27 protein-coding genes are annotated in these 24,163 nt (G+C 70.8%); 12 read left to right on the top strand and 15 right to left on the bottom strand.

The annotated features are described in order from the left end of the window. Window positions 1–178: 178 nt before the first annotated feature. Window positions 179–1,138, bottom strand: coding sequence for an ROK family protein (locus ACIQMR_RS19200; protein WP_401388281.1), 960 nt, complete (start codon window positions 1,136–1,138; stop codon window positions 179–181). A gap of 212 nt (window positions 1,139–1,350) precedes the next feature. Here ACIQMR_RS19200 and ACIQMR_RS19195 point away from each other — a divergent pair, with 212 nt between their 5' ends. Continuing rightward, the gene (locus tag ACIQMR_RS19195) at window positions 1,351–2,385 is read left to right on the top strand and encodes a LacI family DNA-binding transcriptional regulator (protein ID WP_401388278.1); all 1,035 of its coding nucleotides are present in this window, start codon (window positions 1,351–1,353) and stop codon (window positions 2,383–2,385) included. Window positions 2,386–2,516: 131 nt separating this feature from the next. On the opposite strand, the gene ACIQMR_RS19190 is transcribed toward ACIQMR_RS19195, so the two are convergent. The 5 genes from ACIQMR_RS19190 to ACIQMR_RS19170 all read right to left on the bottom strand — a co-directional run bounded on the left by ACIQMR_RS19190 (window position 2,517) and on the right by ACIQMR_RS19170 (window position 7,103). After that, window positions 2,517–3,806, bottom strand: a complete 1,290-nt coding sequence (locus ACIQMR_RS19190; RefSeq protein WP_401388275.1) for a DUF6986 family protein — start codon at window positions 3,804–3,806, stop codon at window positions 2,517–2,519. Between the two features lie 152 nt (window positions 3,807–3,958). Continuing rightward, on the bottom strand, window positions 3,959–4,921 hold the full coding sequence (locus ACIQMR_RS19185; protein ID WP_401388272.1) for an electron transfer flavoprotein subunit alpha/FixB family protein: 963 nt from the start codon (window positions 4,919–4,921) through the stop codon (window positions 3,959–3,961). A 58-nt stretch (window positions 4,922–4,979) separates the two neighbouring features. Further along, on the bottom strand, window positions 4,980–5,765 hold the full coding sequence (locus ACIQMR_RS19180) for an electron transfer flavoprotein subunit beta/FixA family protein (RefSeq protein ID WP_401388269.1): 786 nt from the start codon (window positions 5,763–5,765) through the stop codon (window positions 4,980–4,982). 212 nt (window positions 5,766–5,977) lie between these two features. Continuing rightward, a complete protein-coding gene (locus ACIQMR_RS19175; RefSeq protein ID WP_401388266.1) occupies window positions 5,978–6,484 on the bottom strand; it encodes a flavin reductase family protein in 507 nt (168 codons plus the stop codon). Window positions 6,485–6,689: 205 nt separating this feature from the next. Beyond that, on the bottom strand, window positions 6,690–7,103 hold the full coding sequence (locus tag ACIQMR_RS19170) for a TlpA family protein disulfide reductase (protein WP_401388263.1): 414 nt from the start codon (window positions 7,101–7,103) through the stop codon (window positions 6,690–6,692). Window positions 7,104–7,179: 76 nt separating this feature from the next. Here ACIQMR_RS19170 and ACIQMR_RS19165 point away from each other — a divergent pair, with 76 nt between their 5' ends. Both ACIQMR_RS19165 and ACIQMR_RS19160 read left to right on the top strand, forming a co-directional pair. Next, a complete protein-coding gene (locus tag ACIQMR_RS19165) occupies window positions 7,180–7,596 on the top strand; it encodes a DUF4395 domain-containing protein (protein ID WP_401388260.1) in 417 nt (138 codons plus the stop codon). Window positions 7,597–7,784: 188 nt separating this feature from the next. Beyond that, window positions 7,785–8,507: a 1-acyl-sn-glycerol-3-phosphate acyltransferase gene (locus ACIQMR_RS19160; RefSeq protein ID WP_340368976.1), complete on the top strand. Its 723-nt coding sequence runs from the start codon at window positions 7,785–7,787 to the stop codon at window positions 8,505–8,507. A gap of 28 nt (window positions 8,508–8,535) precedes the next feature. On the opposite strand, the gene ACIQMR_RS19155 is transcribed toward ACIQMR_RS19160, so the two are convergent. The 5 genes from ACIQMR_RS19155 to ACIQMR_RS19135 form a co-directional block, all read right to left on the bottom strand. Further along, window positions 8,536–9,228 (bottom strand): B3/4 domain-containing protein, encoded by a 693-nt coding sequence (locus ACIQMR_RS19155; RefSeq protein WP_401388257.1) that lies wholly within the window; start codon window positions 9,226–9,228, stop codon window positions 8,536–8,538. Window positions 9,229–9,241: 13 nt separating this feature from the next. After that, window positions 9,242–9,820, bottom strand: coding sequence for a transglutaminase domain-containing protein (locus ACIQMR_RS19150; protein ID WP_401388254.1), 579 nt, complete (start codon window positions 9,818–9,820; stop codon window positions 9,242–9,244). A 78-nt stretch (window positions 9,821–9,898) separates the two neighbouring features. Beyond that, on the bottom strand, window positions 9,899–10,996 hold the full coding sequence (locus ACIQMR_RS19145; protein WP_401388251.1) for a threonine aldolase family protein: 1,098 nt from the start codon (window positions 10,994–10,996) through the stop codon (window positions 9,899–9,901). Further along, complete coding sequence (locus ACIQMR_RS19140; RefSeq protein WP_401388874.1) at window positions 10,975–11,730, bottom strand: SDR family NAD(P)-dependent oxidoreductase; 756 nt, start codon at window positions 11,728–11,730, stop codon at window positions 10,975–10,977. Before ACIQMR_RS19140 ends, ACIQMR_RS19145 begins: the two co-directional genes overlap by 22 nt. A 26-nt stretch (window positions 11,731–11,756) precedes the next feature. After that, a complete protein-coding gene (locus ACIQMR_RS19135) occupies window positions 11,757–13,154 on the bottom strand; it encodes a DUF6421 family protein (protein ID WP_401388248.1) in 1,398 nt (465 codons plus the stop codon). 396 nt (window positions 13,155–13,550) lie between these two features. Here ACIQMR_RS19135 and ACIQMR_RS19130 point away from each other — a divergent pair, with 396 nt between their 5' ends. Then, a complete protein-coding gene (locus ACIQMR_RS19130; protein WP_401388245.1) occupies window positions 13,551–14,234 on the top strand; it encodes a glycerophosphodiester phosphodiesterase in 684 nt (227 codons plus the stop codon). A 4-nt stretch (window positions 14,235–14,238) separates the two neighbouring features. Here ACIQMR_RS19130 and ACIQMR_RS19125 read toward each other — a convergent pair whose 3' ends face one another. Then, window positions 14,239–14,805 (bottom strand): GNAT family N-acetyltransferase, encoded by a 567-nt coding sequence (locus ACIQMR_RS19125; protein ID WP_401388242.1) that lies wholly within the window; start codon window positions 14,803–14,805, stop codon window positions 14,239–14,241. 126 nt (window positions 14,806–14,931) lie between these two features. Here ACIQMR_RS19125 and ACIQMR_RS19120 point away from each other — a divergent pair, with 126 nt between their 5' ends. From ACIQMR_RS19120 to ACIQMR_RS19095, 6 genes are all read left to right on the top strand, one after another. Beyond that, complete coding sequence (locus ACIQMR_RS19120) at window positions 14,932–15,318, top strand: VOC family protein (RefSeq protein WP_401388239.1); 387 nt, start codon at window positions 14,932–14,934, stop codon at window positions 15,316–15,318. A gap of 108 nt (window positions 15,319–15,426) precedes the next feature. Next, window positions 15,427–15,987: a DUF5134 domain-containing protein gene (locus ACIQMR_RS19115; RefSeq protein WP_401388236.1), complete on the top strand. Its 561-nt coding sequence runs from the start codon at window positions 15,427–15,429 to the stop codon at window positions 15,985–15,987. Between the two features lie 95 nt (window positions 15,988–16,082). Then, window positions 16,083–17,018 (top strand): M56 family metallopeptidase, encoded by a 936-nt coding sequence (locus tag ACIQMR_RS19110; RefSeq protein WP_401388233.1) that lies wholly within the window; start codon window positions 16,083–16,085, stop codon window positions 17,016–17,018. Between the two features lie 33 nt (window positions 17,019–17,051). Further along, window positions 17,052–17,732 carry a phosphatase PAP2 family protein gene (locus ACIQMR_RS19105; RefSeq protein WP_401388230.1) on the top strand — a complete coding sequence of 227 codons (681 nt, stop codon included), beginning with the start codon at window positions 17,052–17,054 and terminating at the stop codon, window positions 17,730–17,732. A gap of 18 nt (window positions 17,733–17,750) precedes the next feature. Further along, window positions 17,751–18,449: an HAD family hydrolase gene (locus tag ACIQMR_RS19100; RefSeq protein ID WP_401388228.1), complete on the top strand. Its 699-nt coding sequence runs from the start codon at window positions 17,751–17,753 to the stop codon at window positions 18,447–18,449. A 248-nt stretch (window positions 18,450–18,697) separates the two neighbouring features. Then, window positions 18,698–19,360, top strand: a complete 663-nt coding sequence (locus tag ACIQMR_RS19095) for a TetR/AcrR family transcriptional regulator (protein ID WP_401388225.1) — start codon at window positions 18,698–18,700, stop codon at window positions 19,358–19,360. Here the strand turns inward: ACIQMR_RS19095 and ACIQMR_RS19090 are convergent. Then, window positions 19,327–20,847, bottom strand: coding sequence for an LVIVD repeat-containing protein (locus tag ACIQMR_RS19090; RefSeq protein WP_401388222.1), 1,521 nt, complete (start codon window positions 20,845–20,847; stop codon window positions 19,327–19,329). The two genes, ACIQMR_RS19095 and ACIQMR_RS19090, sit on opposite strands and share 34 nt — an antisense overlap. Before the next feature lie 100 nt (window positions 20,848–20,947). On the opposite strand from ACIQMR_RS19090, the gene ACIQMR_RS19085 reads away from it, so the two are divergent. Continuing rightward, on the top strand, window positions 20,948–21,580 hold the full coding sequence (locus ACIQMR_RS19085; RefSeq protein ID WP_401388219.1) for a DUF305 domain-containing protein: 633 nt from the start codon (window positions 20,948–20,950) through the stop codon (window positions 21,578–21,580). Window positions 21,581–21,641: 61 nt separating this feature from the next. Next, a complete protein-coding gene (locus ACIQMR_RS19080; RefSeq protein WP_401388216.1) occupies window positions 21,642–23,018 on the top strand; it encodes an FAD-dependent oxidoreductase in 1,377 nt (458 codons plus the stop codon). A 55-nt stretch (window positions 23,019–23,073) separates the two neighbouring features. Here ACIQMR_RS19080 and ACIQMR_RS19075 read toward each other — a convergent pair whose 3' ends face one another. Then, window positions 23,074–23,463, bottom strand: a complete 390-nt coding sequence (locus ACIQMR_RS19075; protein ID WP_401388213.1) for an ArsR/SmtB family transcription factor — start codon at window positions 23,461–23,463, stop codon at window positions 23,074–23,076. Between the two features lie 174 nt (window positions 23,464–23,637). Beyond that, complete coding sequence (locus ACIQMR_RS19070) at window positions 23,638–24,051, bottom strand: Ohr family peroxiredoxin (protein WP_340368980.1); 414 nt, start codon at window positions 24,049–24,051, stop codon at window positions 23,638–23,640. Window positions 24,052–24,163: the final 112 nt, after the last annotated feature.

Here is a 24,163-nt window from a genome sequence, read left to right as displayed (position 1 = left end):
CACGGTCGGTCCGGGTCCTGGGACACACGTGCTGTGCCGGAGTGATGGCTCCGGCACAGCACGGCCGTGTGCGTACCGGGTGAGGGCTCCGACGAGGCACGAAGGTCGAGCGTCGCACCGTGCCGTCCGGCCTTGCCCGAGTCGCGCAGAGCTCAAAGCCCTTCAGGCCTTCAGCCGTTCAGCCCTTCAGCGTCGCCGCCGTCTCCCCGCGCAGGCCGGGCGACGCCGCGGCGGCCGCTCCCAGGAGGCCCGCGTCCGTGCCCGTGAGGGCCGGTGCCACGATGAGCCCCTGGACGAAGGAGAGTGTGGCGTAGTCGCGCAGCGCGCGGCGCAGCGGAGCGAAGAGGATCTCACCCGCGCCCGCAACTCCCCCGCCGATGACGGCGATACGGATCTCCACCAGCGTGGCGGTGGCCGCGATTCCGGCGGCGAGCGCCTGCGCGGCACGCTCGAAGGAGGCGATCGCGACCGGGTCGCCGGCGGCTGCCGACGCGGCCACCGCCGCCGCGGACGCGTCGCCGTCCGGACCGGGGCGCCAGCCGCGCTCGATCGCCCGGCGCGCGATGTTGGGACCACTGGCGATCCGCTCCACACAGCCACGGGCTCCGCACGGGCACAGATCGCCGTCGAGGTCCACGCTGATGTGGCCGATGTGGCCGGCGTTTCCGGTGGGTCCCGGGTGCAGCTTGCCGCCGAGGACGAGCCCGCCGCCGACTCCCGTGGAGACGACCATGCACAGCGCGTCGTCGTAGCCGCGCGCGGCACCCTGCCAGTGCTCGGCCGCGGTCATCGCGACACCGTCGCCGACCAGTTCGACGGGAAGGCCGCCGGTGGCCGCCCGCACCCGGTCCACCAGCGGAAACCCGCGCCAGCCAGGGACGTTGACCGGACTGACCGTACCGGCGGAGGCGTCCACCGGACCCGCGCTGCCGATGCCGACCGCCGTGACGTGCAGCCACAGCGGTGAGCCGGCGAGCTCGCCGATGACCGACGCGACGGCGCGCATCACGGTCTCCCCGTCCTCGCGCGCCGGAGTCGGCCGCTGTGCCCGGAGGAGAATGCTGCCGCTGCCGTCCACCAGCGCTCCGGCGATCTTGGTACCGCCGATGTCGAGAGCGGCGACGAGGTCGTTATGCATCGGTGTGCGATCTCCCGGGGACTGGGGGTCCCCCCGCACCTGGGGGTGCGGGGGGAGGACCTGCGGCTTCGGTGACCAGTCTCCATTCCCCTGACAACGTTGTCCAGGGCCTATGCTCGACGCCACAGCCTCGCACAGCGCCCGAAGCGCCCGCAGGCGACACCCGACATGTGCCCGAACGGGCGCCCCCGACGACGACAGGACAGCGCATCGTGGCCGAGTTCGCCCGCCGCCCCGAAACCCGCTACGGCAACCGGCCCACCATGAAGGACGTGGCCGCGCGTGCCGGAGTGGGGCTCAAGACGGTCTCGCGGGTGGTGAACGGCGAGGCGGGCGTCACCCCCGACACCGAGCGCCGGGTGCAGGAGGCCATCGAGGCACTGGGCTTCCGGCGCAACGACAGCGCGCGGGTGCTCCGCAAGGGCCGTACCGCCTCGATCGGGCTGGTCCTGGAAGATCTCGCCGACCCGTTCTACGGCCCGCTGAGCCGCGCGGTCGAGGAGGTCGCCCGGGCGCACGGTGCGCTGCTCATCAACGGTTCCAGCGCCGAGGACCCGGACCGCGAGCAGGAGCTTGTCCTCGCGCTGTGTGCCCGCCGGGTGGACGGGCTGATCGTGATCCCCGCAGGGCACGACCACCGCTATCTGGAACCGGAGATCAAGGCGGGCATCGCGACCGTGTTCGTGGACCGGCCCGCCGGCCGCATCGACGCGGACGTCGTGCTGTCGGACAGCTTCGGCGGTGCGCGGGAGGGGGTCGCCCATCTGATCGCGCACGGGCACCGGCGGATCGCGTTCATCGGTGACCAGCCGCGCATCCACACCGCCGTGGAGCGGCTGCGGGGCTACCGGGCGGCGATGGAGGACGCCGGGCTTCCGGTGGACGAGCGCTGGGTGTCCCTCGGATCGACCGACCCGGCACGGGTCACCGCGGCGACGGAGGCGGTACTCTCCGGCCCCGATCCGGTCACCGCCGTCTTCGCCGGCAACAACCGGGTGACCGTGACCGCGGTACGACTGCTGGCGGGCCGCGAGACACCGGTCGCCCTGGTCGGGTTCGACGACATCGAGCTCGCCGATCTGCTCGGCATCACGGTCATCGCCCAGGACGCGGCCGCGCTCGGCCGTACGGCGGCCGAGCGGCTGTTCCGCCGACTCGACGGGGTGTCGGACGAACCGGCGGGCGTGGAACTGACGACCAGGCTGATCGCCCGCGGCTCCGGCGAGATCCCTCCGCCCGGCCACTGACGGGGGCGGGCGCCGGCAACCGCGGACCGTACGGCCTCGCCCTCTGCGCGCGAACACCGCTGCCCCGTTCCTCCGCCCGCCTGTGATGTGACGAACAGCCAACGGGGCAGCGCCGGTTGCCCCGTCCGGTGTTACGGGGCCGTGGCCGTGAGGTCGCCCCGGCGCGGCCGCGCGAAGGCGTCGAGCTCGGAGCGGTCGAGCCCGGTGAGACGGGTGACCTCCTCGTCGTCGAGGGCGCCACAGTCCAGCCCGCGCAGCAGATAGCCGCTGAGCGCCTTCGCGGTGGCGGGCTCGTCCATGATGTCGCCCTCCGTCCTGGCGACGTAGGCGGCGAGCCGGGCGGCGGCGGCCTCCATGCCCTCGCGGTAGAAGGCGAAGACGGCGGCGTAGCGGGTCGGGAGGTGGCCGGGGTGCATGTCCCAGCCCTGGTAGTACGCGCGGGCCAACGCCCGCCGCGTGAGCCCGTAGTGGAGCCGCCACGCCTCGTGGACGTGGTCCGTGCCGCCGACCGGCAGGACGTTGGTGGAGCCGTCCGAGACCCGGACGCCCGTACCGGCGGCGGCGACCTGCATGATCGCCTTGGCGTGGTCGGCGGCCGGGTGGTCGCTCGCCTGGTGGGCGGCGCTGACGCCGAGGCAGGCGCTGTAGTCGAAGGTGCCGTAGTGCAGTCCGGTGGCGCGGCCGTCGGCGGCGTCGATCATCCGGGCGACGGTGGCGGTGCCGTCGGCGGCGAGGATGGCCTGGCTGGTCTCGATCTGGATCTCGAAGCCGATCCGGCCGGCGTCCTGCCCGTGGGTCTTCTCGAAGGCTTCGAGGAGCCGGACGAAAGCCGTGACCTGCTCGGGATAGGTGACCTTGGGGAGGGTGAGGACGAGGCCGTTCGGCAGGCCGCCGTGCTCGATGAGGCCGGTGAGGAAGACGTCGGTGGTGCGGATGCCGCGGGCGCGTACGGCGGCCTCCATGCACTTCGTGCGGATGCCCATGTACGGGGCGGCGGTTCCCTTCGCGTACGCCTCGGAGATCAGCCGGGCGGCGCGGGCGGCGTCCGTGTCCTCGTCGCGGCCGTGGTAGCCGTCCTCGAAGTCGACCCGGAGGTCCTCGACGGGCTCGCGCTCCAGTTTGGCGCGTACCCGCGTGTACACGGGCTCGGCGAGTTCGTCGGAGAGGCCGAGGACGCGGGCCAGGGTCGTGGGGTCCGGAGCGTGCTCGTCGAGCGCGGCGAGGGCCTGGTCGCCCCAGGAGCGGATCGTTCCGGCGTCGAACGCGTCGCCCGGTACGTAGACGGTGTGCACGGGCTGGCGGGTGCCGGGGTCTCCCGGGTAGCGGCGGGCGAGTTCGGCGTCCACCGGTGCGAGGGAGGCGCTGATGTCCTCGCTGACCGCGCCGGCGAGGCTCGTCGCCACCTTCTCCTGCTGACCCATCGCTGCTCACCCTCCTGTTTTCCGCTGCACGGAATCAGTAATCCGTATGGTGAAGCTATCTGGGTGACTGACCTGCGTCAATGGTCCCCTGCAACGCCGCGGGGCCGCACGGTGAGGATCACCGCGCGGCCCCGTACGGATGCCTGTCGAGCTCAGCCCTTGCGGGTCTTGATCTCCTCGGTCAGCTGGGGGACGACCTCGAAGAGGTCGCCGACGACGCCGTAGTCGACGAGGTCGAAGATCGGGGCCTCGGCGTCCTTGTTGATGGCCACGATGGTCTTCGAGGTCTGCATGCCGGCCCGGTGCTGGATCGCGCCGGAGATGCCGGAGGCGATGTACAGCTGCGGGGACACGCTCTTGCCGGTCTGGCCGACCTGGTTGGAGTGCGGGTACCAGCCGGCGTCGACGGCGGCGCGGGAGGCGCCGACGGCGGCACCGAGGGAGTCGGCGAGCGCCTCGATCACCGAGAAGTTCTCGGCGCCGTTGACGCCACGGCCACCGGAGACCACGATCGCGGCCTCGGTCAGCTCGGGGCGGCCGGTCGACTCGCGCGGAGTGCGGGAGACGATCTTGGTGCCGGTGGCGGCGCTCCCGAAGGTGACCGCGAGGGCCTCGACGGCGCCGGCGGCCGGGGCGGCCTCGACCGGGGCGGAGTTCGGCTTCACGGTGATGACCGGGGTGCCCTTGGAGACGCGGGACTTGGTGGTGAACGCGGCGGCGAACACGGACTGCGTGGCCACCGGACCCTCGTCGCCGGCCTCCAGGTCGATCGCGTCGGTGATGATGCCCGAGCCGATGCGGACCGCGAGGCGCGCCGCGATCTCCTTGCCCTCGGCGGAGGACGGCACCAGCACGGCGGCGGGCGAGGTGGCCTCGTACGCGGCCTGCAGCGCGTCCACCTTCGGGACCACGAGGTACTCGGAGAACTCGGGGGCGTCGGCGGTGAGCACCCTGACCGCGCCGTGCTCGGCGAGCGTGGCGGCGGTGGCCTCGGCGCCGGAGCCGAGCGCGACGGCGACCGGCTCGCCGATGCGGCGGGCCAGCGTCAGCAGCTCCAGGGTGGGCTTGCGGACGGCACCGTCCACGTGGTCGACGTAGACGAGAACTTCAGCCATGGGACGTCTTCTCTCCTGCTTGCGAAGTATGCGGGGCGGTAGGGGTGATGACCGAAGCTCAGATGAACTTCTGGCCGGCCAGGAACTCGGCCAGCTGCTTGCCGCCCTCGCCCTCGTCCTTGACGATGGTGCCCGCGGTACGGGCCGGACGCTCGGCCGCGGAGTCCACCGCGGTCCAGGAACCCTCCAGACCGACCTCGTCCGCCTCGATGTCGAGGTCGGACAGGTCCAGGGACTCCACCGGCTTCTTCTTGGCGGCCATGATGCCCTTGAAGGACGGGTAGCGGGCCTCGCCCGACTGGTCCGTCACGGACACGACGGCCGGCAGCGACGCCTCCAGCTGCTCGGACGCGGTGTCGCCGTCACGGCGGCCCTTGACGGTGCCGTCCTCGACGGAGACCTCGGAGAGCAGGGTGACCTGCGGAACACCCAGCCGCTCGGCCAGGACCGCCGGCAGCACGCCCATGGTGCCGTCGGTCGAGGCCATACCGCAGATGACCAGGTCGTAGCCGGTCTTCTCGATCGCCTTCGCGAGCACCAGCGAGGTGCCCATGACGTCGGTGCCGTGCAGATCGTCGTCCTCGACGTGAACGGCCTTGTCGGCGCCCATGGACAGCGCCTTGCGCAGCGCGTCCTTGGCGTCCTCCGGGCCGACGGTCAGCACGGTGATCTCCGCGTCGTCCGCCTCGTCGGCGATCTGCAGCGCCTGCTCGACCGCGTACTCGTCGAGCTCCGACAGCAGGCCGTCGACATCGTCGCGGTCGACGGTCAGGTCATCGGCGAAGTGCCGGTCGCCGGTGGCGTCGGGCACGTACTTCACACAGACAACGATCCTCAAGCTCACGCCGGCTCTCCTACTGCATCGTCATTACTGAGCTGCCTTGTGCAGGCAGCATAGGCGCCTGAAGGCGGGGTTTCCGGTCAGGGCGACCGGGGTTCCGAACGTCATATTACTCGCCAGTACAACCAGATCTTTCCCACTGAGCAAGCGCTTGGAACTGTGACCTTGCCAACGCCGCGGCCCTTCGTCGGCGCCGTTCGCCGCGCCCTGGATCCTCAGTCCCTGAGCGCATTGAAGCGGCCCTGATGGTAGAGGAGGGGGCGGCCGGCTCCCGCCGGGTCACCGGCGACGACCTCGGCGAGGACCACGCGATGGTCCCCGGCGGGCACCCGGGCGACCACCCGGCAGACCAGCCAGGCCAGCACACCGTCGAGAAGCGGAACGCCTTCCGGGCCGATACGCCAACGGGTGGGCGGGCCGAAGCGGTCGGCGCCGCTGCGGGCGAACGTGGCGGCCAGCTCGCGCTGGTGCTCGCCGAGTATGTGGACCCCGACATGTTCGGTCTCGGAGACGACCTGCCAGCTGGACGAGGCGGTGCCGATGCCGAACGAGATCAGCGGAGGCTCGGCGGCCACGGAGCTGAGTGACGTCGCGGTGAACCCGACGGGACGGTCACCGTGTGCGGTGACGACCGCGACGCCCGCCGCGTGCTGCCGGAAGACGGAACGCAGGAGATCGGGAGAAGCCTGCCGATGGGCGGCGAGGTCGGGCGTGGCCGTCAAGGAGTTGTCCTTCTGCGAGAGGTGCGATCGGGTCCGTGGTTGCTCAGACACCCGGACAACACGCGCTCGCGTCACGGGCCGGATCCAGACGGGTCCGGCCGACAAGAAGGATTTCCGTTGGCACATCGTCAGACTGACGATTGTCGGCAGGCGCAGTCAAGTCGACCTGAACAGATGGGAGCTGTGTCACGGCGGCGCAGGCGCCTCAGACCGCCTCGCCGAGGGCCGCGATCACATCGGCCTTGCGCGGCTGGCCCGACGCCCTCCGTACGATTCGGCCCCGCGCGTCGAGCACCAGTACGGTCGGGGTGCGCAGGATGTCCAGTTCGCGCACCAGCGAAAGCTTTTCCTCCGCGTCGACCTCGACATGGGCGACGCCGTCGACCATGTCCGCGACCTCGATGAGGGTCCGCCGGGTCGCCCGGCACGGCTGGCAGAAGGCGCTGGAGAACTGCACGAGCGTCGCCCGCTCCCCCAAACGCGCGCCCAACTCGGCCTCCCCGAGCCTGCGCTCCACGTCCCGCCCGCGCACCTTCATCCTCCCGCTGGTCCGCCGGTGCAGCAGGCCGAACACCCCCGCCACCGCGAGGACCGCCGCGCACACCACCACTCCCGTCATCTTCCCCTCCAGCGTTCACAGGACCGCAATGATTCCCGCCCCCGCTCTCCGCGCGCCCCGGGGGATGCTGGGCCGCATGGACATCGACGTCAGAGGACCGCGTTTCGGCGCGGCCGTCACCACGGCCGTGCTGGCCATCGTCCTCGTCACCTCCAGCGAGGTGCTGCTCGCCTGGCAGACCCTGTGCTTCGCCGTGGGTGCCACGGCGGGGGCGCAGCACCCACCGTACGGCCTGCTGTTCCGCACCGTGGTGCGGCCGAGGATCGGTCCTGCCACACAGGTCGAGTCTCCCGCCCCGCCGCGTTTCGCTCAGGGGGTGGGGCTCGTCTTCGCGCTGGTCGGGCTGGTCGGCTACGGCTGGGGGCCCGAGTGGCTGGGAATGGCGGCCACCGGCTGCGCACTTGCCGCGGCGTTCCTGAACGCGGTCTTCTCGTACTGCCTCGGCTGCGAGGCCTATCTGCTGCTGCGCCGGGTCGCGCCGGCGCGCCGATGAGCCGGAGGACCGCCATCGGCACCGCGCCCCGTGACTCGACGTGATGAGAATCTCGCCGTGCGATGCCCCCAGGACTGGCCGTTACGCCGCACATGGGGCACGATCTGCCCAATGCCGAAAACCTACGGCTGCGTAACTTCCGCCGGGAGAACCCTCCCCGGGACAGAGAAGGAAGGGTCTCCCCCCAGATGGCAGAGCTCGTCTACCGGCCGGTCGTCGGCGCCGCACTCACCATGTTCAAGGCGCTCGACCTGAAGATCGACACCCAGGGGTCGGAGAACATTCCGCGCACGGGGGGTGCGGTGCTGGTGAGCAATCACATCAGCTACCTCGACTTCATCTTCTCCGGCCTGGCGGCGCTGCCGCAGAAGCGTCTGGTGCGCTTCATGGCGAAGGACTCGGTGTTCCGGCACCGGATCTCGGGTCCGCTGATGCGGGGCATGAAGCACATCCCGGTGGACCGCACCCAGGGCGAGGCGGCGTACGCGCACGCGCTGGACTCGCTGCGCTCCGGCGAGGTGATCGGTGTCTTCCCGGAGGCGACGATCTCCCAGTCGTTCACGCTGAAGGGCTTCAAGTCCGGCGCGGCGCGCCTGGCTCAGGAGGCCGGGGTGCCGCTGGTCCCGATGGCGCTGTGGGGTACGCAGCGGCTGTGGACCAAGGGCCGGCAGAAGAACTTCAGGCGCAGCCACATCCCGGTGACGATCCGGGTCGGCGAGCCGGTGGAGGCGCCGACGGACCAGTACGCCGGGGCGATCACGCGTCGGCTGCGCGAGCGCGTGCAGGAGCTGCTCGAAGCGGCGCAGCGTGCCTACCCCGTGCGTCCCAAGGACGCCAACGACACCTGGTGGGTGCCCGCGCACCTCGGGGGCACCGCTCCGACTCCGGCCGAGGTCCGCGAGGCCGGCTGAGGCCACGGGGCAGGGCCCGGCGGGATCGTCACTCCGGGGTACGGACGGTGATCCGTGCCCCGGGGCTGAGCTTCTCCAGTGACACGGCGAGTTCGGCGCCGGCGTCCTGGAGTTGACCGGTCGTCATGGGCGCCAGCGACTCCAGCAGGAAGATCGCGTTCACCGATTCCTCGGTGAGCCGGGTGCGTGGACCCTGGCGCCAGTTCCAGCGCCGGCAGGTGACGCCCGCGTCGTCGCACCAGACGATCTCGCCCGCCTCCGGGTGCTCGACGGTCTCCTCACCGCCCGCGACGGTGACGAACGGCTCCTCACCGGTGGCCCGCACCAGGCGCATCCCGCCCTGGATGCGGTCCAGGTCCTCGCCGCCGACCGGGATCAGATGCGCCGCGCTGATCGCGTTGTAGGCGTCGACCAGCAGATTGATCCGGGGCAGCCCCACGCCGGTCAGCGCTCGCCGGGCGAGCGCCTCGGCGGAGTTGCGGGTACGGGAGGGCTTGGCGCCGAAGGCGCCGTACGCCTCGCGCCAGGCGGCCATATGAGGGTCCTCGTGCGGCGCCCGGTCACCGAGCCGCTCCGCGAGGCGGTGCGCCGCCTCGTCGAGCAGCGCCGAACTCACCTCGTCGCTCGGTCCGTTGACCAGGCCATGGGCCTCGACGGCGAGATGGGTGAAGCCGGGGACGAGTTCGCGGACCTCGTCGGACACGGTGAGTGTGAGGGACATGGGCATCCTTGCCTCAGAGTGCGGCGGGGAGGTTCTCCCAGAGGGCGGGCCGGTCCTGTGCCGACCGCAGGGCCTGCAGAACCGCCGAATGAGGTACAGTGTACAGGACTGGATAGTCCATCTCATTGGACTCCGGATCGGGAGTGAAAGCCAGCCGCTCCTCGCCCAGCGAGAACTGGGCATCCACCCCGGGCTTGTTGCCTCGCGGGTCCTGGCGGTGCCAGGTGCCCGCGCCGGGCATCCGGACCGCGACCAGGCCGTGCACGACATCGAGCTTCTGGTAGCACAGCGCAGCGGGAAGGCGCCCGGCGCGCAGCAGTGCCGCTAGCGCGTGCGCCTTGGCGTAGCAGATGCCGGTGCGCTGCTCCAGCACGTCGGAGGCGCGCCAGGTGACCCGCGGATCGCCTGCGTCGTACGAGTGCGCGATGGCGTCACGGACGAACTCGAACGCCGCCCGGGCGTATCCATATGCGCCATCCGTCTCGGCGCGAAGCCGCGCCGAGACCTCCCGGACCAGCGGGTGCTCATGGTCGATCACCTCGTCGGAGGCGAGATACGCGGAGAGTTCGGGAACCTGCTGAATCATCTCCATGACGGCCGAGGATAGAAATGCGGCCGGCCGACAGTCAATTGACTTTCGGCCGACCGCATAGTCATGCACATCTCGGAGCTAGCGGGCCATCTCTTCCTTCAGCGCCAGCACGAACGAGTCCACGTCGTCCTCGGTGGTGTCGAAGGAGCACATCCAGCGGACGTCACCGGCCGTCTCGTCCCAGAAATAGAACCGGAAGCGCTTCTGCAACCGCCTGGTCACATGCTGCGGAAGCCGCGCGAAGACCGCGTTCGCCTGGACCGGGTAGAGGATCTCGACGCCGTGCACCGCCCGCACGCCCTCGGCGAGCCGCTGGGCCATGGCGTTGGAGTGCCGGGCGTTGCGCAGCCACAGATCCTTGGCGAGCAGCGCCTCCAGCTGCACGGAGACGAAGCGCATCTTGGAGGCGAGCTGCATGGACAGCTTGCGCAGATGCTTCATATGGCTCACGGCGTCAGGGTTGAGGACGACGACCGCCTCGCCGAAGAGCATCCCGTTCTTGGTGCCGCCGTACGACAGGACGTCCACGCCGACCGCATTGGTGAACGCGCGCATGGGCACGTTCAGCGACGCGGCGGCGTTGGCTATCCGGGCACCGTCGAGGTGGACCTTCATGCCGAGGCCGTGTGCGTGATCGACGATCGCGCGGATCTCGTCGACGGTGTAGACGGTGCCCAGCTCGGTGTTCTGGGTGATCGAGACGACCTGCGGCATGGCGCGGTGCTCGTCGTCCCAGCCCCACGCCTGCCGGTCGATCAGCTCCGGGGTGAGCTTGCCGTCCGGTGTCGGTACGGTCAGCAGCTTCAGCCCGCCCATCCGCTCGGGCGCACCGCCCTCGTCCACGTTGATGTGCGCGGACTCGGCGCAGATCACCGCACCCCAGCGGTCGGTCAGCGCCTGGAGCGCGGTGACATTGGCTCCCGTGCCGTTGAAGACGGGGAACGCCTCGGCGGAGGAGCCGAAGTGGCTGTGCATGATCCGCTGGAGGTGGTCCGTGTACGCGTCCTCGCCGTAGGAGACCTGGTGGCCGCCGTTGGCCAGGGCGAGGGCGGCCAGCACCTCCGGGTGCGCACCCGCGTAGTTGTCGCTGGCGAAGCCCCGGACGTCGGGGTCGTGGTGCCGGCGGGCATCCGTGCGGGCGGTCTTCGACGAGATCACGGCTTGGGGGTCAGCCACAGACGCTGTCCATTCACTTCCGGGGCGGGCCGGTCCCAGACTCCGGCAATGGCCTCGGCCAGTTCCTTGACGTCGGTGAAGCCCGCGAACTTCGAGTTCGGGCGCTCGGCGCGCATGGCGTCGTGCACCAGTGCCTTGATGATCAGGATGACAGCCGCGGTCTGCGGGCCCTCCTCACCCCCCGCCTTGCGGAACGCGTCGGCGAGCGCCAGGGTCCAGGCCTCGGCGGCCGCCTTGGACGCCGCGTACGCCGCGTTCCCCTCGGTCGGCCTGGCGGCGCCGGACTGGCTGACCAGCACGAAGCGGCCCCTGTCGCTGCGCTTGAGCGGCTCGTGGAACGCGAGGGAGGTGTGCTGGACCGTGCGGATCAGCAGCTTCTCCAGAAGCTGCCAGTCGGCCAGCTCGGTCTCGGCGAAGGTGGCACTGCCGCGCCAGCCGCCGACGAGATGCACCAGCCCGTCGATCCGACCGAACTCCTTCTCGGTCTGGGCGGCCCAGCTGCGGGTGGCGTCCGCGTCGAGCAGATCGACGGTGTCGCCGGTGACGGTCGCACCGCCGTGCGCGTACCGGGCCTCGTCGACCGCCTGGGCCAGCCGCTCGGTGTCCGCGTCCGAGGCTACGACGATCGCGCCGGCCTCCGCGAGGCGGAGCAGAGTGGCGCGGCCGGCCGGGCCCGCCGCTCCCGCCACCGCGATCACGGCACCGTCCAGCGTTCCGTTGCCGTTCGAGGTCATGGTGGTGGTCTCCTCCGTACGAGAACTCACGCGGCGACTCGCTCAGCGGTCTCGGCCGTGATGCCCTTGGTGGACGCGATCACGCCCTTCAGCTTCTTGGAGAGCGCCTCATAGAACATGCTGAGCGGAAACTCGTCAGGAAGCACGTCGTCCACGAGCTTGCGGGGCGGCTGGGTCAGGTCCAGGGCGTCCGGGCCCTTGGCCCAGCGGGAGCCCGGGTGGGGGGCCAGGTACTCCGAGACGAGTTCGTACGCCTTGAACCAGTGGACGAGCTTCGGGCGGTCGATGCCGTCGCGGTACAGCTTCTCGATCTCGGCGCAGAGCTGGTTGGTGACCTGCGGGGCCCGGTCCCAGTCGATCTTCAGCGTGTTGTCCGTCCAGCGCACGACGTCGTGCTTGTGGAGGTACGCGAAGAGCAGCTGGCCGCCGAGGCCGTCGTAGTTGCGCACCCGGTCACCGGTGACCGGGAAGCGGAACATGCGGTCGAACAGCACCGCGTACTGGACGTCACGGCCGTGCTCGTTGCCCTCGGCCTCCAGCTTCACGGCCTCCTTGAAGGCGGTGAGGTCGCAGCGCAGCTCCTCCAGGCCGTACATCCAGAAGGGCTGACGCTGCTTGATCATGAAGGGGTCGAAGGGCAGGTCGCCGTGGCTGTGGGTGCGGTCGTGGACCATGTCCCAGAGGACGAAGGCCTTCTCGCAGCGCTCCTGGTCGTGGACCATCGAGGCGACGCTCTCGGGCAGGTCGATGCCGAGGATGTCCACGGCGGCCTCGGTGACCCGGCGGAAGCGGGCGGCCTCGCGGTCGCAGAAGATGCCGCCCCAGCTGAACCGCTCGGGGGCCTCGCGCACGGCTATGGTCTCGGGGAAGAGCACGGCCGAGTTGGTGTCGTACCCGGCGGTGAAGTCCTCGAACGTGATGCCGCAGAAGAGCGGGTTGTCGTAGCGGGTCGCCTCGAGCTCAGCGAGCCACTCCGGCCACACCATGCGCAGGACGACCGCTTCGAGGTTGCGGTCCGGATTGCCGTTCTGCGTGTACATGGGGAAGACAACCAGGTGCTGGAGGCCGTCCCGACGGTTCGCGGCGGGCTGGAAGGCCAGCAGCGAGTCCAGGAAGTCCGGCACGTCGAAGGCGCTGTCCGCCCACTTCTGCAGATCCGCGACGAGCGCGCGGTGGTACTCGGCGTCGTGCGGGAGCAGCGGGGAGAGCTCCAGGACCGCGGCGGTCAGACGCTCGATCGCGTACTCCGCTGCCGCGCGCACCGGTGCGCCGTCGGCATCGAAGTCGATCGAGCCGTCCTTGGACTGCCAGGGCCTGATCTCCTCGACGGCATCCTTGAGCGTCCGCCATGCCGGATGCTCGACCACACGTGGGGCCGTAGCGGGGTCCGCACCGGCAGCGTTCTGCACAAGAATTTCCGTCATGTCACTTCCTCCACGGGAGAACCTCGCGTCAAGACACCGTATCCATGCACGGTTCTCCCGTACAAGTGGCGCCGTGGGAAATTATTCTGCCTGACCCCCATGGTCACCGCAGATTCTTCTGTGACATACGCCATCCGAGGCGATGGCTTCGGCGAACCGGCATGGACAGGGGTACGTCAAGGAGCGCGGGACTCGCCCACTCGTGGGTGAGCCCGACGTACGGGACAGCGCCGGAACAGCGCCTTCCCCCATGCCCGGAGCCTTATGCACGACCGGGTCCGACACAGTCCCCGGCCACTAGGCTGCGGCAGTGCCGCGCGGATCACCACCGGTGTCGCGCGTGGGAGCCGCACAAGAACGACCCGAGCCCGAAAAATCGACGGAAGCGAGAAGATCTTGAGTTTCCTGACCATCGGTCATCGCGGGGTCATGGGTGTCGAACCGGAGAACACCCTGCGTTCCTTCGTCCGGGCGGAGCGGGCGGGCATGGACGCCATCGAGCTGGATCTCCATCTCAGCAAGGACGGTTCGCTCGTCGTCATGCACGACGCCGACGTGGGCAGGACGACCGACGGCACGGGGCCGATCACGGAGATGACCCTGGCCGAGCTGCGGGAGCTCGACGCCGGCCAGGGCGAGCGCATCCCGGTGTTCGAGGAGGTCCTGGAGGCCGTGAGCGCACCGCTCCAGGCCGAGATCAAGGATGTCGCGGCGGCCCGGGTGCTCGCCGATGTGATGATCAAGCGGGATCTGGTGGACCGGGTCGAGGTGACGTCGTTCCGGGACGAGGCGGTCGCGGAGATCGCCTCGCTGGTGCCCGGCGTACGCACGGGGCTGATCGCCAGCCGCTGGGGCAGCGACATCGTGGAGCGCGCGCAGGCGGTGGGTGCAGCGACGCTCGCGCTGAACATCCGCCGGCTGACCCTGGAGACCGTGGAGCACGCGCACGGCGAGGGCCTGAAGGTCATCGGCTGGGTCGTCAACACCCAGGACCACCTGCGGCTGGTGCGCGCCCTCGAACTCGACGGCGCGACCACCGACTTCCCCGAGATCCGCCGCACCGGCCGCTTCACGGCCTGACGGCTCACCCGCCGGCCGCGCCTCCCAGGGGCTTCACCAGCAGCTCGAACTGCAGGTCGTCGCGCTGGGGCACGCCGAAGCGCTCGTCGCCGTACGGGAACGGGGTCATCCGTCCCGTACGGCGGTAGCCGCGCCGTTCGTACCAGGCGATGAGCTCCTCGCGCACCGAGATCACGGTCATGTGCATCTCGCCGACGCCCCACGCCTCCCGCGCGGTGCGCTCGGCCTCGGCGAGGATCTGCTTGCCCAGGCCACCGCCCTGGAGCCCGGGACGGACGGCGAACATGCCGAAGTACGCGGCGTCACCTCGGTGTTCGAGCTGGCAGCAGGCGACGAGTTCGTCGTCGCGCTGCACCACGAGGAGCCGGCTGCCGGGCGAGCTGATGACCTGGAGCACCCCGTCGGGATCGGTCCGCTGCCCGTCCAGGATGTCCGCCTCCGTGGTCCAGCCGGACCGGCTGGTGTCCCCTCGGTAGGCCGACTCGACCAGCTCCACGAGCGCGGGCACGTCGGCCTCGGTCGCATCGCGGTAGGACAGGCTGGTGGGGTCCTGGGGCGGGGCCGTCTCCATGGTGCGGTTCTCCGTTCTCCTCGTGCACGCGTCTCCTCGCGTACGCGCGCGGACGCGCCGTACACACGTGGACGCGCGGGTCCGACGAGCCTAGCGCGGGCGCGTCGGAGGTCTACCGTGATGACCATGATGCATGTGCTGAGCAGCCGCATCCTGCTGCGGCCGACCGATCCCGAGCGGTCCCGGCGGTTCTACAAGGACATCCTGAATCTGCAGATCTACCGCGAGTTCGGCACCGGGCCCGATCGCGGCACGGTCTACTTCCTGGGCGGCGGCTTCCTGGAGCTCTCCGGACGGTCGGAGACACCGCCGGCGCCCGGGATCTCGCTGTGGCTCCAGGTGTCGGACGCGAAGGCGGCGTACGGACACGTGGTGGCGCGGGGCGCGACGGTGGACAGGCCGCCGCAGCTGGAGCCCTGGGGGCTCGTCGAGATGTGGCTGACCGATCCGGACGGAGTGCGGATCGCGGTCGTCGAGGTGCCCGAGGACCATCCGCTGCGCCACCGGCCCTGACCGCCTGCGGCGGCGGCCGCGAGCGCCCCGTGTACACCCGTGCGCTCGTATGTGCCGGGCCGTACCGGGGCATCACCTGCCCGACACCGTCGAGCGGGGAGGTGTGCCGTGCACGGACCGGCGGTGCCTGGCTGGCTGCTCGTCGCGCTGTGCGCGGCGTCCGGGGCGTACTGCCTGGTGCGGATGCGCAGCTTTGCCGGCGAGGCGCGCAGGGCGGCGGGCGGGGAGGCGGTGATGGGGTTCGGGATGGCCGCGATGGCCGTGCCCGCGGCCGTCGTGGCGCCACCGGCGTGGGCGTGGCTGGTGTACGCGGCGGTGTTCGGCGCTGCGGGGCTGCGTGCCCTGTGGGCCGCCCGTGCCTCGCCGGGCGGTGCCCATCACCTGCACCATCTGATCGGCTCGGTGGCCATGGTGTACATGGCGTGGGCGATGTCCCGGCCGGCGCCGGGCGGGCACGGCGCACACTCCGGCGGGGGCGGAGTGCCACTGCTGACGGGGGTGTTGCTCGTGTACTTCGCGGTGTTCGTGCTGCGCACGGGCTCCCGGCTGGTGCCGGTCCCGGCGGCCGCGGGCGGGCCCGCGGTGGCGTGGGGCGCGCGCCCGGAACTGGCCCTGGCCTGCCGGGTCTCGATGGGGGTGGCCATGCTGGCCATGCTCGTCAGCGTCTGAGACCCGTGGAGAGGCGGTGGCGTCGACCGTGTCGTACGTCACTTGGCGCACGAGGCCATACCCGTGGGTAGTGCCGCGCTCCTAGGCTGGGCCCCATGTTGGTCTCCCTCGCGCTGCTGTCGCTCGGCGCACTGGCCGCCGTCGTGGCTCCGCGGCTGATGTCGCGGGCCGAGTGGCCGGAGCGCGAGCCGGTGGTGGCGTTGTGGGTGTGGCAGTGCGTGGTCTCGGCGGTGCTGCTGAGCTTCGCGCTCTCGATGACCTTCAGTGCGGCCACCGCCTGGCAGGCGGTACAGGGCCAGGTGTTCGCGCCCGCTCCGAGCGCCGTGGTCGAGGCGTACGCCCTGGGCGCGGGCGGCCCGTGGTCCGCGGTGCTGGCCGTCCTGCTGGCGTGCGGGGGCCTGTGGACCGGCGCGATGCTCACCCGTGAGATCCACCGTGCGCATGCGCGACGCACCCGGCGCAGGGCCGAACTCCTCGTGCGCGCACCCCTGTTGCCCGGGGAGGACCCGGGCAGTGATCCGCTGGTCCTGCTGGAGGGCGAGCGGCCCGACGCATGGTGGCTGCCCGGCGCCGCGCCCCAGCTGGTCATCACCACGGCCGCCCTGCGCCGCCTGAAGGGCCGTCAGCTCGATGCGGTACTGGCCCATGAGCAGGGGCACGCGCGGGCTCGCCACGACTGGCTGCTGCACTGCTCGGGAGCGCTGGCGAACGGCTTTCCGCAGGTCCCGGTGTTCGCCGCGTTCCGTGACGAGATGCACCGGCTGGTCGAACTGGCCGCGGACGACGTGGCCTCCCGCCGGTTCGGCCGGCTCACCATCGCCCTGGCGCTGGTCGAACTGAACGAGCACCGGGGTGTGTTCGGCCCGTGCCCGGCTCCGGACGCACAGCTGCCGCAGCGGGTGAACCGGCTGCTGGCGCCGGTCCCCCGGCTCACCGCGGGTCGTAGGCTGCGGCTCACCGCGGCGGCGGCGCTGGTCCCGGTCGTACCGCTGGTCGTGGCATTCGTGCCCGGTCTGAGCGCGCTCGGATAGCACTCGACCCTGATCGTGGGCAGGATCGTGACCATGCGTACCCTCGCCCCTCCTCCGGAACCGCGCACGTCACTCCCCCTCCCCGGCGCCCGCACCGCCTCACTGACCGCAGTTCTCGTCGTTCTGCTGCTGGTGACGGTGGCCGTGGGCTGGGCCCCACTGCTGTCCTTCGACCACACGGTCGCGGTCGAACTGCATCGATCCGCGCGGTCCGAGCCGGGATTCACGCAGGTCAACCGGGTCTTCAGCGATTGGGTGTGGGACCCGTGGACGATGCGGATCCTGGTGGCCGTGGCCGTCGTCGTGCTGCTGTGGCACGGGAGGCGGCTGCTGGCACTGTGGGTGGCGGCGGCGAGCGTGCTGGGCTCGGGCCTTCAGCAGGCGCTGAAGTCGATGGTGGACCGGGCACGGCCGGTCTGGGCGGAACCGTTGGACACGGCGCAGTACGCCGCCTTTCCCTCGGGCCACGCGATGACGGCCACGGTCACCTGCGGGCTGCTGCTCTGGCTCCTGGCACGGACCGGGGCGGGACCCGGCATCACACGGGCGGCGGCGCTGCTGGCCGCCGTGTCGGTGCTGGGTGTGGGCTTCACCCGGCTCTACCTCGGGGTGCACTGGTTCACGGACGTGATGGCCGGCTGGCTGCTGGGGATCTGCCTGGTGGCTCTCACCGCGTGGTCGTACGACCGGCTGGCCTTGAACCGGGAGCCCTGAGCCCGCGAGGATCTCCGCATGGCGATCAAAGGCGTGCTCTTCGACTTCTCAGGAACGCTCTTCCGGATCGAACCCGTCACCTCCTGGCTGCGTGCCGCCCTCGACGAGACGGGCGTCTCGGTCGGCGAGGACGCGTTCCAGCGCTACGCCCGTGAGCTGGACGCGGCCGGGGCGCTGCCCGGCGGCTCGGTCCCGGACCGGATCCCCGAGGCGCTGGCCGACCTGTGGTCCACCCGTGACCAGGACGCCCGTCGGCACCGGGACGCCTATGTGGGGCTCGCCCGCCGGGTCGAACTGCCGGACCCGCGGCTGTACGACGTGCTCTACGAGCGGCACAAGGCACCGACGGCGTGGCGTCCGTACCCGGACGCGGCCGAGGTGCTCGGCGAGCTGAGGCGGCGCGGAGCCGGGGTCGCGGTGGTCAGCAACATCGGCTGGGATCCACGACCGGTGTTCCGGGCCCACGGGCTGGACGGGTTCGTGGACGCGTACGTGCTGTCGTACCGCCATGGTGTGCAGAAGCCGGACGCCCGGCTGTTCCGGGCGGGCTGCGAGGCGCTGGGGCAGGACCCGCGGGACGTGCTGATGGTCGGGGACGACCGGCACGCGGACGGCGGCGCGGCACGGCTGGGCTGTGCCGTGCACTTCGTGGATCACCTGCCCGTCGAGGAACGGCCGACGGGCCTTCGTCCGGTACTCGGACTCGTGGACGTGTGAACCGGACCCGGGTCGCGGGAACCGCACCCGGAACATGGGAATCGGGGGCACGGAATCGGACAATGGAGACCAAGCCGCGGAATACGCTCGTCCGGATCCGGCCGGAGGCATGACGGAACCGACCGGGCCGGGCGATCCCCCGCGTCGCCCGGTCCGTCCGGCCAACCCCGCTGACCAGGCACGCAAGCGCCGCACAACGGGTCGCGCTGAGTATATTGGCTCGGAGCCAGTCAACGCAGGAGTTAAGCATGTCCCCGCGGAGCGCATCGGTCAATGAAGAGCTCCGTCGGCGTTCCCGGGATCGCCTGCTCCAGGCGACCGTGGACCTCGTCGGGGAGCGCGGTTACGAGGCGACGACCCTCGGGGACATCGCCGACCGGGCAGGATCGGCCCGCGGCCTGGTCTCGTACTACTTCTCGGGCAAGCGTCAGCTGTTCCAGTCGGCCGTGCACCGGCTGATGCACCTGACGCTGGAGGAGGCGCTGGAGCGTGCCCCCCGGACCACCGACGGGCGGGAACGGCTGGCCCGCGCGATCGACGCGATCCTGGGGCTCGCGGTGGACCGGCCGGTGCTGATGCGGGCGCACATGGCGGGCATCCTGCAGGCCGAGGGTTTCGTCCAGTGTCCGGAGCAGCAGCGGCTGGCGTTCCTGCTGCGTGACACGGTGGAGCGCTACGGCTCACAGGACGTCGACGCCGACTATCCGCTGCTGCGCGCGCTGCTGATGGGCGCCGTCTTCGCGGTGGCGCTGCCCGGCGTGCCGATGCCACTGGCACGGCTGCGGGCGGAGCTGTTCCAGCGGTACGGGCTGGACTGGGGGCTGGGCTTCCCGCCGGGCCGGGAACAGCCCGGCGGGAAGTCAGACAACGGAACGGATCAGTCGTCCCAGCCGGTGGAGCGGTCGAAGTAGTCCGGCTGGGTCTGCACATTGAGCTCGTGCATCCGGACCCGCTTGGCCGCGTCCGTGCGACGGTCGTCGAGCTTCAGGACGTCGAAGCCCTTGGCGATGTCGTTCGAGTAGATGTAGCCGTTGTAGTAGTACGCCGACCACGAGCCGCCCGTGGCGAGGGTGGTGGTGGACAGCGGCCCGCGCTCGAAGTAGGCGATCTCCCGGGGCTTGCGGGAGTCGGTGAACTCCCATACCGAGACGCCGCCCTGGTACCAGGCCTGGACCATGATGTCGCGGCCCTTGACCGGGATCAGCGAGCCGTTGTGGGCGACGCAGTTCTCGGTGTCCGCCTGGTGACGGTCGATCTTGTAGTAGCTGCGGAAGACCAGCTTGCGCTTGCTTCCCTTGCCGACGATGTCGTAGATGCCGTCGGCACCGCGGTCGGGGCCGACGGCCGCGTTGCAGGTGGCCGCGCCGCCGCCGCCGAGCTCGTCGGTGAACACGACCTTGTTGGCACTCTGGTTGAAGGTCGCCGAGTGCCAGAACGCGAAGTTCACGTTGTCCTGGACCTGGTCGATGACCTTCGGGCGCTCGGGGTCCTTGATGTCGAAGAGGATCCCGTCGCCCATGCAGGCACCGGCGGCGAGGTCCTTGGACGGCAGCACGGTGATGTCGTGGCAACCGGTCGTCTTGGAGACACCCGGGTTCGTCGGAGAACCCGGGTTGCCGCCGCCGTCCGGGCCCTCACCCGGGAACAGCACCGGGAAGTTGACGATCGCGGCCTTCTGCGGGGCGTACCGCGGCACCTTGATGACGGAGATCCCGTCGTGCGGCGGCTGGCAGTCGGGGAACGTCGTGTTCGGCGAGTACGAGGAGACGTACACGTAGACGTTGCGGCGCTCGGGCACCAGCGTGTGGGTGTGCGAGCCGCACGCGGTCTCGACGGAGGCGACGTACTTCGGGTTGCGCTTGTCGCTGATGTCGAAGACCTTGATGCCCTCCCAGGAGGACTTCTCCGTGGCCGGCTGCGTGGCGCTGGCACAGGAGTTGTCGCTGCGCGAGGAGTCGGTGGACAGGAAGAGCAGGTTCCCGGAGACCGAGATGTCGTTCTGCGATCCGGGGCACAGGACCTGCGCGACGGTCTTCGGGGCCCGCGGGTTGCTGATGTCGAAGATGCGGAAGCCGTCGTAGTTGCCGGAGAAGGCGTACTTGCCCTGGAAGGCGAGGTCGGAGTTGGTGCCCGGCAGCGCTTCCTTGGGGACGTTGACGAGATGCTGGATGTTGTCGCTGTGGACGACCTCGTCCACACCGGGTATCTCGCCGCTGTTGGTGAGGGCTCTGGCGGCGGCCGCCTGCTCCGAGGAGACCTTCCCCTGGATCGGGGCGTCTCCGGGATCGGGCGTGGCGGTCGCGGGTCCGGCCGCCAGCAGTGTGGCCAACAGGCCTGCTGCGGCTGCCGCCACGGCGAGGCGTCTGCGCCGCACGCGGGTGGTGGGCAACGGGATCACCGTTTTCCTCCCCTGGTTTCCATCCGTAGTTGATCCATGGACTGACCACGGCAGTATCGTCCTCGCCATGCCCATATCAACAGATGGCAACAGGGACGTAATGAAAGTCTTCGTGGCGGTCGTGGCGGCCGTACTCGCCCTGGGCGCCTGCGAGTCGGGGTCCGACGGCAGGGACGAGGCCCGGCAGGAACGGGGCCCCGGCGTGGTGGCACCCGGAAAGCCGGGCGAGCCCGCGAGGACGCTCTCGCCCGAGGAGGCCGCGAAGGCGCTCCCCGACGGAAGCCCCAACTCCGCGGACGTCGAGTACGCGCAGATGATGATCACCCACCACAGCCAGGCCCTGGAGATGACCGCACTCGTAGCGGACCGGGCCGGGGGCGAACCGGTGAAACGGCTCGCCGCGCGGATCAGCGCCGCCCAGGAACCGGAGATCGGCGCCATGCGCGGATGGCTCAAGACCCACGGCAAGGACGAGCGGACGGACGGTCATGGCGCGCACGACCACGGCGCGATGCCCGGCATGGCCACCGAGGAGCAGCTGGCGCAGTTGCGCGCCGCGAAGGGCAAAGCCTTCGACGAGCTGTTCCTCAAGCTGATGATCACTCACCACCAGGGGGCGGTGACGATGGCGACCACCGCGCTCTCCGACGGGAACAACGTCCAGGTGGAGGAAATGGCAAATGATGTGATCGCGCAGCAGACGGCGGAGATCCACCGTATGCGCACGATGTGAGACTCCCCGGGCGGGCCTCCTGGTGCAATGCTGGAAGCACCCTGCGGGAAGGAGCGCAGCCGTGCTTCGAGTCGCCGTCGTCGGTTCAGGCCCGAGCGGGGTGTACACCGCTCAGGCCCTTGTCCAGCAGTCCCTCGTGCCGGACGTCCATGTGGACGTCCTGGACCGCCTCCCCGCCCCCTACGGGCTGGTGCGGTACGGGGTCGCGCCCGACCACGAGAAGATCAAGTCCTTGCAGAACAACCTTCGGGCGGTTCTGGAGGACGAGCGGATCGGCTTCATCGGCAACGTCGAGATCGGCGTGCGCGGCATCGCTCCGGCACGGCTCCTGGAGCTGTACCACGCGGTCGTCTACTGCGTGGGGGCGGCGAAGGACCGCAGGCTCGGGCTGCCGGGAGAGGATCTTCCCGGCAGCTTCTCGGCCACCGACTTCGTCTCCTGGTACAGCGCCCACCCGGACGCCAGGGCCGGTGGCTTCGTGGTCGGCGCCCGGTCGGCGGTGGTCATCGGGGTCGGCAATGTCGCCGTCGACGTCACCCGGATCCTCGCCCGCGGCGCGGCGGAGCTGCGTCCGACCGACGTGCCGGACGACGTGCTCGGCGCCCTCGCCCGGAGCCGGGTGCGCGAGGTGCACATGGTGGGCCGGCGCGGCCCGTCCCAGGCGAAGTTCACCACGAAGGAGCTGCGCGAGCTGGGCTCCCTGCCGGACGCCGGGATCGAGGTCGAACCGTCCGACCTCGTCCTGGACCCCGGCTACGCGGACCCGTCGGGACTGCCCGCGGTGCACCGGCGCAACGTCGAGGTCGTACGCGGCTGGGCCGCCGCCGGTGAGGACGCCTCACGGGCGCGGGCGCGCGGCATCCGGCTGCGGTTCTTCCTGCGCCCGGTGGAACTGCTCGCCGAGGACGGCAGGGTGGCGGCAGTGCGCTTCGAGCGGACCGCGCCCGACGGCTCGGGAGGCGTGCGCGGCACCGGGTCGTACGAGGAGATCGAGGCGCAGCTGGTGCTGCGGGCGGTCGGCTATCGCGGAGTGCCCCTGGAGGGGCTGCCGTTCGACGCCGACCGGGGCACGGTGCCGCACGAGGCCGGAAGGGTGCTGCGGGAGGGCTCGCCGTCGCCCGGGGAGTACGTCGCGGGCTGGATCAAGCGCGGTCCCACAGGGGTCATCGGGACCAACAGGCCCTGCGCCAAGGAGACCGTGACCTCGCTCCTGGCGGACGCCGCCGCGCTGTCGGCGCGCCCGGTCATCGGCGAACCCCTCGCCGTGCTGCGGGAGTCGAGGCTCCGGCCGGTTCAGTGGCCGGGGTGGCTGTCGATCGAGGAGGCCGAAGCGGCGCTGGGGCGCTCGCTGGGGCGTCGCTCGGTGAAGATCCACGACTGGGCGGGACTGCTGCGGGCGGCGGGCGCCGACGACGCACCACGGGTTCCCGCCGCATAGCCCGTGCCGCCGGGCGGCGCGCCCGGGAGGTCCGGCCGGCGGCGGTCCGGCCGGATCAGGCGGTACCGAGGCGGGACTCCTCGGCGGCAGCGGCTGTGAGAACGCTGTCGAGGAGTCCGGGGAACAGGGCGTCCAGGTCCTTGCGGCGCAGCCCGTTCATCTTCGCCGTGCCCCGGTAGACCTGCTGGATCACACCGCTCTCGCGCAGGACCCGGAAGTGGTGCGTGGACGTCGACTTGGTGACGGGCAGATCGAAGTACGAACAGGACAGCTCGTCCTCGGCCGTCGCGAGATCACGCACCACGCGCAGGCGCACCGGGTCCGAGAGCGCGTGCAGTACACCCTCCAGCCGGATCTCGTCGCACGCGGGATGGGCGAGTTCACGGGCGCTGGTCGCGGCGGTCACGGAGGCTCCACTTCGTCCGGGTTCATCCGGGGCTTCCATCGTACGAGAGTCATCGTAGTTTGACACATGCCGTACGACGGCCCACGGCCCCGGCGCGCAGGGCGAGGCGATGTGCGGCGCGGGAGAGTCGGCCGTGGCTCCCGGTACGGGAAGACGCGTGGCCGTGGCGCCCGGCAGCGGGCACCACGGCCTGTCTCGCCCCGGAACCGCCGACTACTCGACGATCAGCTCGACCGGGATGTTGCCACGGGTCGCCTTGGAGTAGGGGCAGACCTGGTGGGCCTGCTTGACGAGCAGCTCGCCGGTCTCCCCCTCGAGCGCGGCCGGCAGCTCGACACGGAGCACCACCGCCAGGGAGAAGCCGCCGTCCTCGTCCTTGCCGATGCCGACCTCGGCGGTCACGGAGATCTCGCCGGTGTCCACCTTCGCCTGGCGGCCGACGAGGCCGAGGGCGCTCGCGAAGCACGCCGCGTAGCCCGCCGCGAAGAGCTGCTCCGGGTTGGTGCCCTCGCCGCTGCCACCGAGGGCGGCGGGGGCGGCGAGCGGCAGGTCCAGGCGGCCGTCGGAGCTGACGGCGCGACCCTCGCGGCCGTTGGCGGTCGCTACGGCGGTGTACAGCGCGTTCATGGAAACCATCCCTTGGTCGTTGGGCCGGACCCCGTCGGGCGGCCGGACATGCACAACTACAGCACACAACTTAGTTGTGCACAACTCAGTTGCCTGAGAGATAGGTACCCTG

The sequence above is a fragment of the Streptomyces sp. NPDC091376 genome (genome assembly GCF_044757085.1).
In the GTDB taxonomy this organism is placed as follows: domain Bacteria; phylum Actinomycetota; class Actinomycetes; order Streptomycetales; family Streptomycetaceae; genus Streptomyces; species Streptomyces pratisoli.
This window is presented reverse-complemented; position numbering and strand designations above follow the sequence as displayed.